The sequence below is a fragment of the Peribacillus sp. NPDC097224 genome (assembly GCF_044761985.1).
In the GTDB taxonomy this organism is placed as follows: Bacteria; Bacillota; Bacilli; order Bacillales; family DSM-1321; genus Peribacillus.
Genome location: NZ_JBIWDK010000017.1, coordinates 44,282 through 53,169, shown reverse-complemented (window position 1 = coordinate 53,169; position 8,888 = coordinate 44,282). Strand labels below are relative to the sequence as shown.

The following is an 8,888-nucleotide window of genomic DNA, read 5'->3' as shown; positions in this document are numbered from 1 at the left end:
AGAAATGTTTGACTTGCTCATTTTGCTTTTTTATAGTGTGTGCTCACTCAAAATTTACGTTGGCGCTTTGTTTTGTTCAGTTTTCAAAGAGCAATACCTTACGACAGCTTATTTATTATAACATCTTGTTAACTCAGAGTCAAGAACTTTTTAAAACTTTTTCGAAGTTTGTAATCCGTGTGAAACTCGTTCGTAACAACAGATATAAATATAACATCATTACGCAAACTGCGCAATACCTTTTTTAAAGTTTTTTTGAAATAGCAAAAGTTTTTATTTAAAAGCTAAAAATCAAACCCTAACAACCTAACAAAATTATAATCAAAAAACAAAAAACCGATTTAGAACAGTGTGCCATGAGTCGCTGCTCATATACACACTTCCTAAATCGGTTCTGATTCACCGGTTTTCCTTATGGCTTAACGATGTCTCATTAACGGGAATAACAGAACATCACGAATCGAAGGCGAATTCGTCAGCAACATAACCAGACGGTCGACCCCAATTCCCAATCCTCCGGTTGGCGGCATACCATATTCTAAAGCCTCCAAGAAGTCCTCATCCATTTCATGAGCTTCGTCATTTCCTTGCTCACGCTCTTTCAATTGTGCCTCAAAGCGTTGGCGTTGATCAATTGGATCGTTTAATTCCGTGAATGCATTCGCATGCTCTCTTCCCACTATGAACAATTCAAATCGATCAGTAAATCGATCATCCTCTGGGTTTTTCTTCGCTAAAGGTGAAATTTCTACTGGGTGTCCATAGATGAATGTAGGTTGGATTAACTTATCTTCTACTTTTTGTTCGAAGAATTCGTTAACGATATGACCAAATTCCATGGACTCTTTCACTTCAATCCCATTTTCCTTCGCAAGTTGTTGCGCTTCTTCTTTGCTCATAGTAGTCCAAAAGTCTACACCAGTATATTCTTTTACAGCATCAACCATATGGAGTCGTTTCCACTCTGGTTTTAAATCGATCTCATATTCTCCGTACTGGATAGTTGTGGTTCCAAGAACCTCTTGTGCAATATGGGCAACCAAGTTCTCTGTCAAGCTCATGATATCCTTATAATCCGCGTACGCCTCGTATAATTCAATAAGAGTGAATTCCGGGTTATGTCTAGTGGAGACCCCTTCATTCCTAAATACTCTACCGATTTCATAGACTTTCTCTAAGCCGCCGACAATCAGGCGTTTCAAGTGAAGTTCAATGGCAATCCTTAAGTTTAAGGGCATATCCAATGCATTATGGTGAGTCAGGAATGGGCGTGCAGCCGCTCCACCTGCTACAGAGTGCAATAGCGGTGTTTCCACTTCCAAATATCCTTGATCGTCTAAGTAACGTCTCATAGCCTGCACAATACGACTGCGCATGATTAAAGTGTTTTTACTTTCTTCATTTGTAATTAAGTCAACATAGCGTTTCCGGTAACGCTCCTCTACATCCTTCAAACCGTGGAACTTATCGGGAAGTGGGCGCAATGCTTTAGAAAGGAACACATATTCTTTAGCTTTAATGGAAAGTTCGCCGACTTTCGTTTTAAAGATGACACCCGTGATTCCCACAATATCACCAAGATCCGTTTGATTGAAAATTTGGTATGACTCTTCTCCAACCTTATCTAAGCGGACGTATATTTGGATTTGGCCACTTATATCTTGTATATTGGCAAAACCAGCTTTCCCTTTACCACGTTTGGTCATGACACGACCTGCAATGGTAACTTCTATTTCTTTCTCCTCTAACTCTTCTTTTTCCAATGCACCATATGCATCAACAATCTCCTGCGAAGTATGGGAACGCTCGAACCTACTGCCGAACGGGTCTTGTCCATTGTCAATCATAGCCTGCATTTTGTCGCGTCTTACCTGCAGTTGGTCATTCAATTCTTCATGACTCACGAAAATCATCTCCATCTCTATTAATCAAAGCCTCATATAACTATTTGAACTTTCTAATTGCATACCTATTTATTCTTACATAAAGTAAAGGATTTCAACAGCTTTTTATCTTAAATTCTAATATATGGACAGATAAAAACTGCCAGGTTCACTGGCAGTTTTCGATAAACGTATTATAGAAAAACAGGAAGGTAATGTCAAACATCAAACCATTTGGATGTTTTGTTCCCTCGCTTCACATTCATCAACGAGTCCATACAGAAGTCGCGTAACATCTTCTCTAGTCTCACATTCATTAATACCTTTACGTGCTTTTGCATTGCCTTTGACACCTTTAAGGTACCAGGCAGCATGCTTGCGCATTTCACGGACAGCAACATGCTCATTTTTCAACGCTATCAGACGATCCATATGAAGAATGCATACATCCATCTTTTCACGGACTGTCGGCTCATCCATCAATTGTCCAGTTTCCAAATACTTCACTGTCCTGTATATCATCCACGGGTTCCCTAAGGCCGCCCGACCAATCATGACTCCATCAACGCCAGTTTCCTTTAGCATTCTTTCAGCATCTTGCGGGGTTTCCACATCACCGTTTCCAATCAAGGGAATGTTAATGGAATTTTTCACTTCTCGAATAATGTCCCAATTAGCTTTCCCTTCATACAATTGAACCCGGGTTCTGCCATGAAGGGAAATTGCCTTGCCCCCTGCACGTTCTACCGCTTTGGCATTCTCAACAGCAAATACATGTTCATCATCCCAGCCAATGCGCATTTTAACAGTAACAGGTTTATCTACGGCATCCACAACTGCCGAAACCATCTCATATATCTTATTTGGGTCAAGTAACCATCTTGCACCGGCATCACATTTAGTGATTTTCGGGACAGGGCATCCCATGTTGATATCAATGATGTCTGCCGTTGTATTTTTATCTACAAACTTCGCTGCCTCAACTAGATTTTTCTTTTCACCACCAAAGATTTGCAAGCTTAGCGGTTTTTCTCTTTCATCTATATAAAGCATATTCAGCGTTTTGGCATTTTGAAGAACGATTCCCTTGTCACTTACCATCTCTGCGCATACCAATCCTGCACCGAACTCTTTGACAGTCAAACGAAAAGCCGAATTACATACCCCCGCCATCGGAGCCAGAACTACCCGGTTCTTCATTTCAATATCGCCTATTTTTAACACATCGTGACCCCCTATACCACTCTTTCATTTATCCTCAAGTGGTTGCAGATCCTCAATTGAAACTTTAAGAACATCCACCACTTCTAGTAAAAATTCCTCTGTGGGATTTCGGTTCCCTCTTTCAACTTCACCCAACAAAGAAACAGAAACACCCATCTCTTTTGCGAACTCCTCTTGGGTAAAACCTTTTAACTTTCGAAAAGCGCGAATACGCCTTCCCCATTTTTCAGCTTCCATAATCGAACTCCTTCTTTATCCGGAATCTTTTCAAGCAGGTCGCTCAAGGATGTATTCATTTTCGGAAGAATTATATCTGGTTCCAATTCCATTAAAGGAATAATCACAAATGCTCTTTCATGCATCCGAGGATGAGGGATTGAAAGAATCTCCGTCTCAACATTTTCATGATTATATAACAAAATGTCAAGGTCTAACGTACGAGGACCCCATCTAACATTCCTTTTTCTTCCTAATTCTTGTTCAACTTGCATGCATGCTCGCAATAAGTCCTCTGGTGTTAAATCGGTTTCCACCTTAATGACAGCATTCAAAAAACAATCCTGGTCAGTATATCCGACAGGGTCCGTTTCATATAATGATGAACAAGAGACAAGTTTAATATGTGGATCTTCACTCAATAATTGGAAAGCCCTTTGAAATGTATCGAAGCTCTCCCCCATGTTCGAACCAATTGATAGATACGATATATTTTTCATTTTAGCGTCCCCTTACAATCTCTATGGCAACCGATTCATAGTGTCCTGCTATAGGAGGGTCTGGTTTATATATCTTCACTGTACACACCATGATCTTCGGAAACTTGGTGAGTAACTCCGATGCAATCCTTTCTGCAACAGCTTCCACCAGCTTGTACGGTTCCCCTTCAACAATACCTTTACAGACTTCATATAATTCACCATAATTAATGGAGTCTTCGAGATTATCGCTCATGCCCGCTTTGGCCAAATTCGCTTCTACAGTCAGATCCACCCTAAATCGCTGGCCAAGCTTTGTTTCTTCCGGAAATACACCATGGTATCCGTAGAATTCCATCTTATTCACAAATATCTTATCCATTAAACTCACCTTTTCCTATAAGAGCATCCATCATTTTAGCTGTACGTCCCATTTCCTTTACATCATGCACCCGGACCATTTGGCAGCCCTGAAGAATCCCATGACATATCGTTGCTGCCGTCCCTTCCAAACGTTCATGTGCCGGTAGATTAAGAACTTGTCCGATCATGGATTTTTTCGATGTAGCGAGCAGTACTGGATACCCTAATGATACCAGCTTATCAAGATTCCTCATCATTTCCAAATTCAGTGTCAAATCTTTTGCAAACCCGATACCTGGATCTAGAATGATATTCTCATCCAAGACTCCCTCTTTCTTCACAATCCTAATGCTTTCGAATAGATCTTGCAAAGAATCACGGATAAATTGTTGGTACTCCATATTGTCTCGGTTGTGCATTAAAATAATCGGAACTTGGTACATAGCCGCTACCTTTGCCATATGTGTATCTGCTTTTGCTCCCCAAATATCGTTCAGGATGTGCGCTCCTGCTTTCAATGCCGCTTCTGCAACTTTGGACTTGTACGTATCAACGGAGATAGGAATTTCAAAAGTACGGGAAATCGCTTCAATGATAGGTACGACACGTTCTATCTCTTCCTCATCCGTTATCCGTTCATAATTAGGCCGGGTCGACTCACCACCGATGTCCAAGATATCCGCACCATCTTCAACCATCTGCTCAGCATGTCTTAATGCAGCATCTACCCGATTATATTTTCCTCCATCGGAAAATGAATCAGGCGTAACATTTAAAATCCCCATAATTAAAGTCTTTTTGCCGTAATCCAATTCTAATGAACCGCATTTGATCTTCGATGTACTAGCTAATGACATAGGACGTTCTCCTTCATTAAAAAATCTACGTATATATATGAGTTTACCTATATACCCAGGCAAAGCGCAAGCACCTTAAAATCCAGAACCTCATTACTACACAAAAAAGAGAAGCAAAGCACCCTAGAGGTGCTTTGCTTCTCGGTTAACTTTTACTCTTATTCAAAGTTATACAAAGGTGTACTTAGGTAACGCTCACCATTACTTGGAATGATTACAAGGACTTTCTTGCCTTTTCCTAGTTTCTCAGCAACTTTAACAGCGGCAGCGATAGCCCCACCGGATGAAATACCACCTAGGATACCTTCTTCTTTTGCAGCACGACGGGCGTATTCAAAAGATTCATCCGTGTTTACTTGAATAACTTCATCATAAAGATCTGTGTTTAAAATGCTAGGAACGAATCCTGCACCGATTCCTTGAATTTTATGTGGGCCGGGGTTTCCTCCTGACAATACAGGTGAATCGGCAGGCTCTACAGCGTAGATCTTAATATCAGGATATTTTTCACGAAGTACTTCACCTGCACCAGTAATCGTACCGCCCGTTCCAATTCCTGCGATAAATGCATCCAGGCCATCTTCACCAAACGCTTCAATGATTTCTGGACCGGTAGTATTACGGTGAACTTCAGGGTTCGCTTTATTTTCGAATTGTTGTGGAATGAAGTATCCGTGTTCTTTAGATAACTCAGTCGCTTTAGCAATGGCACCCTTCATTCCTTCAGGTCCAGGCGTTAGAACTAAATCAGCTCCATAAGCACGAAGCAAGTTGCGACGTTCCAAGCTCATCGTTTCAGGCATTACAAGGATTGATTTATACCCTTTTGCTGCAGCTACCATCGCAAGGCCAATCCCAGTGTTACCACTTGTAGGCTCAATGATCGTATCGCCTTGTTTAAGATCTCCACTTTTTTCTGCGGCTTCGATCATAGCAAGAGCGATTCTGTCTTTAACGCTGCTCCCTGGGTTAAAATATTCAAGTTTCAAATAAATATCTGCACTATTTTCGTTTTGAAGCTTGTTTAATTTTACTATAGGCGTTTGCCCGATTAATTCCGTTACTGAATTAACTATACGTGCCATGTTCTCCACTCCTTTTATTAATACCGAGTATGTTTATTGGTTTTATTAATTTAAAGTTACCAGTTTCACTAGTTCGTTGTCAATGTTTATCTTCAATTTTCTAAATTTTCTTTTATATCCTTTTACCTACTTTTGATCTTCTGATCCATATACCCAATCTACATCAAACTCATCCCAGAAAATCTTACCGGATACCGGCGCCTGGATTTGTTCCAAGGCTTTTTGGCGGCGTATTTGCTCTTTTACTTCCTTATACGAGTATTGCCTACCGTCAATTTTCTCATGTAAATAGAGAACAGCCCATCCTTCATCCGTCTCAACCGGTTGGCTCCAATTTCCCACCTTTAACTTTTCGGCAGCGGAAATATATGCTTTCGAGATTTGTTCATTATCCTGCGATATATACCCCATGTCTCCCCCTTGATTTGCTGTGAATTCATCAAGAGATTTCTCCATGGCTAACACAGGAAATGAAACGCCTTTATTCAGTTCTTTTATTATTTGCTCTGCTTGAGCCTTAGTCGATGTAGTTATTTGAGAAATATGATAGGTAGTGGGTATTCGATAGATGTCCTTATTATTCTCATAATAGTCCTCCATGGTCGCTTCGGAAACTGTGACATCCTTTGTAAGCAGCTTCTCGAGCAGGAGATTCGATTGAATTTCCTGCTTCCATTGGGCTTTGCTTTTACTTAGATTCTGACCAGCAGTTCCATACATCGTTTTCATCATCTTCAGTTCCCGATCCACTTCATCTTCGGATATGGTCACTTTGTATTTTTTCGCTGCTTGTCCCACTACTTCTTTATCAACCATTTCCTCAAGCACGTCTTTACCATATCGTTTTTCAAGTTCATTGATCCATGCTTCCCGGGAAATATCTTTAGAGCCAATCTTCGCTGCCGTTTCCTCTCCTAAAGTGATTTTGGAAGCGATGAATGGCCAGATGACAAAGATTAGGATTGTCAATAGGTTCAACAAGGCAAGACCAGCAATGATTGCCCTAAGCTTTTGTTTAGACAAAACCCTTTTCTCCCGTCTTTTTTTATTTTTGTGTTTCCTTTTCTAGTTCTTCAAGGTCCTCTTTGGAAAATTGGTATGTCTCATTACAGAAATGGCATTGGGCCTCTGCCTGTCCTTCCGTCTCGATGATATCCCTGATTTCCTCTTGCCCAAGGCTTATTAAGGCATTAGAAATCCTTTCCCTTGAACATGGGCATGAGAATTCTACATCTATTTTTTCTAGAACCTGTACATTTCCTTCCCCTAATAGTTCTGTTAGGATTTCTTCCGGAGTTAAACCATTTTGAATCATTTTAGAAACAGGAACGATGGTGCTTAGACGTTGTTCGATTTTCGTAATTGTTTCGTCAGAAGTACCGGGCATTAGTTGGATGATGAAACCACCTGCGGCTAGAATCGAGTTATCAGGATTCACTAATACGCCCACTCCCACCGAGGAAGGTACCTGCTCTGATGTTGCAAAATAATACGTGAAGTCTTCACCTAATTCTCCCGAAACTAGAGGAACCTGCCCAGAAAAATTATCACGTAAACCAATGTCTTTCACGACGGTTAATAACCCCTCGGTTCCAACCGCTCTTCTGACATCCAATTTTCCTTGTTCATTTAAATCAAAGTGAGTTTGTGGGTTCGTTACATATCCACGCACTTCCCCCTTTGCATTACTATCAACAAGGATGGAGCCTATAGGTCCTCCGCCCTCGATTTTAATCGTAAGCTTTTCTTCACCTTTCAACATGGCACCCATCATTACTCCGGCAGTCATAGCACGCCCAAGTGCAGCCGATGCTGTCGGCCAGGTATAATGCCTCCGTTGCGCTTCCCCTACAGTTTCTGTTGTGGAGACCGCATACGCTCGCACTTGACCTTCATATCCTAACGCCTTTATTAAATAATCTTTCATTTATATGTCCTCCCATGCTGTTTTTTTAGGTTTACTTCTTTACTTGCTCTCGGTTCCTTTTGTAAATTAGCTGTAGGCCTTTTAATGTTAAGAAGGGCTCCACAACATCGATAACTGTGGATTCATTGGCAATCAACGTGGCCAATCCACCAGTGGCAATGACTGTCGGCTCTAAATTACTTTGTGCTTTCATGCGGTTTACGATTCCTTCGACTTGGCCTACATACCCGTATAAAATACCTGACTGCATGGCCGAAACCGTATTTTTACCTATTATTCCGTCTGGACGGCTAATTTCAATTCTCGGTAGCTTGGATGCTTTCGAGTAAAGCGCTTCTGTAGAAATTCCGATCCCCGGGGCGATTGCTCCCCCCATGTACTGCTTTTCCTCATTTATATAACAATATGTCGTTGCGGTTCCAAAATCGACGATGATGAGAGGGCTTCCAAATTCCTGTATGCCTGCTACGGCATTCACAATTCTGTCCGCTCCCACTTCGCGAGGGTTTTCATACTTTATATTCAATCCCGTTTTAATACCAGGTCCAACGATAAGTGGTTTGATTCCAAAGTATTTTTTGCACATGCGTTCAAGCGCAAACATTATAGGCGGTACAACCGATGATATAATGATGCCGTCAAATTGGTCGAATGAGAGACCTTCATGTTGCAGTAAAGACTTTATGACCATTCCATACTCATCTTCTGTTTTATTGCGGCTTGTTTCAATTCGCCAATGATATTTCAGTATTTCTTCATCGTATACGCCTAATACAGTATTCGTATTCCCAACATCTAGTACAAAAATCATTGTTTTCACCACTCCGCTAAATTATTCTCCCACATCATACCAT

10 protein-coding genes are annotated in these 8,888 nt (G+C 41.0%); all 10 read right to left on the bottom strand.

Going from position 1 to position 8,888, the window contains the following annotated elements; all coding sequences use genetic code 11:
* Positions 1–419: 419 nt before the first annotated feature.
* On the bottom strand, positions 420–1,913 hold the full coding sequence (lysS, locus tag ACIQXR_RS20065) for a lysine--tRNA ligase (RefSeq protein WP_402875958.1): 1,494 nt from the start codon (positions 1,911–1,913) through the stop codon (positions 420–422).
* 195 nt (positions 1,914–2,108) lie between these two features.
* Entirely contained in the window at positions 2,109–3,107 is a 999-nt protein-coding gene (gene dusB, locus ACIQXR_RS20060; protein ID WP_402875956.1) for a tRNA dihydrouridine synthase DusB, read from the bottom strand.
* A gap of 24 nt (positions 3,108–3,131) precedes the next feature.
* On the bottom strand, positions 3,132–3,344 hold the full coding sequence (locus ACIQXR_RS20055; protein ID WP_402875955.1) for a helix-turn-helix domain-containing protein: 213 nt from the start codon (positions 3,342–3,344) through the stop codon (positions 3,132–3,134).
* Positions 3,296–3,823, bottom strand: coding sequence for a 2-amino-4-hydroxy-6-hydroxymethyldihydropteridine diphosphokinase (gene folK, locus ACIQXR_RS20050; RefSeq protein ID WP_402875953.1), 528 nt, complete (start codon positions 3,821–3,823; stop codon positions 3,296–3,298). Before folK ends, ACIQXR_RS20055 begins: the two co-directional genes overlap by 49 nt.
* A 1-nt stretch (position 3,824) precedes the next feature.
* Positions 3,825–4,184: a dihydroneopterin aldolase gene (folB, locus tag ACIQXR_RS20045; protein ID WP_402875951.1), complete on the bottom strand. Its 360-nt coding sequence runs from the start codon at positions 4,182–4,184 to the stop codon at positions 3,825–3,827.
* The gene (folP, locus tag ACIQXR_RS20040; protein WP_402875949.1) at positions 4,177–5,022 is read right to left on the bottom strand and encodes a dihydropteroate synthase; all 846 of its coding nucleotides are present in this window, start codon (positions 5,020–5,022) and stop codon (positions 4,177–4,179) included. Before folP ends, folB begins: the two co-directional genes overlap by 8 nt.
* A 158-nt stretch (positions 5,023–5,180) precedes the next feature.
* On the bottom strand, positions 5,181–6,107 hold the full coding sequence (gene cysK, locus ACIQXR_RS20035) for a cysteine synthase A (RefSeq protein ID WP_402875947.1): 927 nt from the start codon (positions 6,105–6,107) through the stop codon (positions 5,181–5,183).
* Between the two features lie 126 nt (positions 6,108–6,233).
* Positions 6,234–7,130, bottom strand: a complete 897-nt coding sequence (locus tag ACIQXR_RS20030) for a peptidyl-prolyl cis-trans isomerase (protein WP_402875944.1) — start codon at positions 7,128–7,130, stop codon at positions 6,234–6,236.
* A 22-nt stretch (positions 7,131–7,152) separates the two neighbouring features.
* Positions 7,153–8,034: an Hsp33 family molecular chaperone HslO gene (gene hslO / locus ACIQXR_RS20025; RefSeq protein ID WP_402875940.1), complete on the bottom strand. Its 882-nt coding sequence runs from the start codon at positions 8,032–8,034 to the stop codon at positions 7,153–7,155.
* Between the two features lie 31 nt (positions 8,035–8,065).
* Positions 8,066–8,845: a type III pantothenate kinase gene (locus ACIQXR_RS20020; RefSeq protein WP_402875963.1), complete on the bottom strand. Its 780-nt coding sequence runs from the start codon at positions 8,843–8,845 to the stop codon at positions 8,066–8,068.
* Positions 8,846–8,888 lie beyond the last annotated feature (43 nt).

Bases quoted from the DNA above. Each gene is read 5' to 3' on its own strand.
- lysS (WP_402875958.1), bottom strand. From the start codon at position 1,913: ATGATTTTCGTGAGTCATGAAGAATTGAATGACCAACTGCAGGTAAGA.
- ACIQXR_RS20055 (WP_402875955.1), bottom strand. From the start codon at position 3,344: ATGGAAGCTGAAAAATGGGGAAGGCGTATTCGCGCTTTTCGAAAGTTA.
- folK (WP_402875953.1), bottom strand. From the start codon at position 3,823: ATGAAAAATATATCGTATCTATCAATTGGTTCGAACATGGGGGAGAGC.
- folB (WP_402875951.1), bottom strand. From the start codon at position 4,184: ATGGATAAGATATTTGTGAATAAGATGGAATTCTACGGATACCATGGT.
- folP (WP_402875949.1), bottom strand. From the start codon at position 5,022: ATGTCATTAGCTAGTACATCGAAGATCAAATGCGGTTCATTAGAATTG.
- cysK (WP_402875947.1), bottom strand. From the start codon at position 6,107: ATGGCACGTATAGTTAATTCAGTAACGGAATTAATCGGGCAAACGCCT.
- hslO (WP_402875940.1), bottom strand. From the start codon at position 8,034: ATGAAAGATTATTTAATAAAGGCGTTAGGATATGAAGGTCAAGTGCGA.
- ACIQXR_RS20020 (WP_402875963.1), bottom strand. From the start codon at position 8,845: ATGATTTTTGTACTAGATGTTGGGAATACGAATACTGTATTAGGCGTA.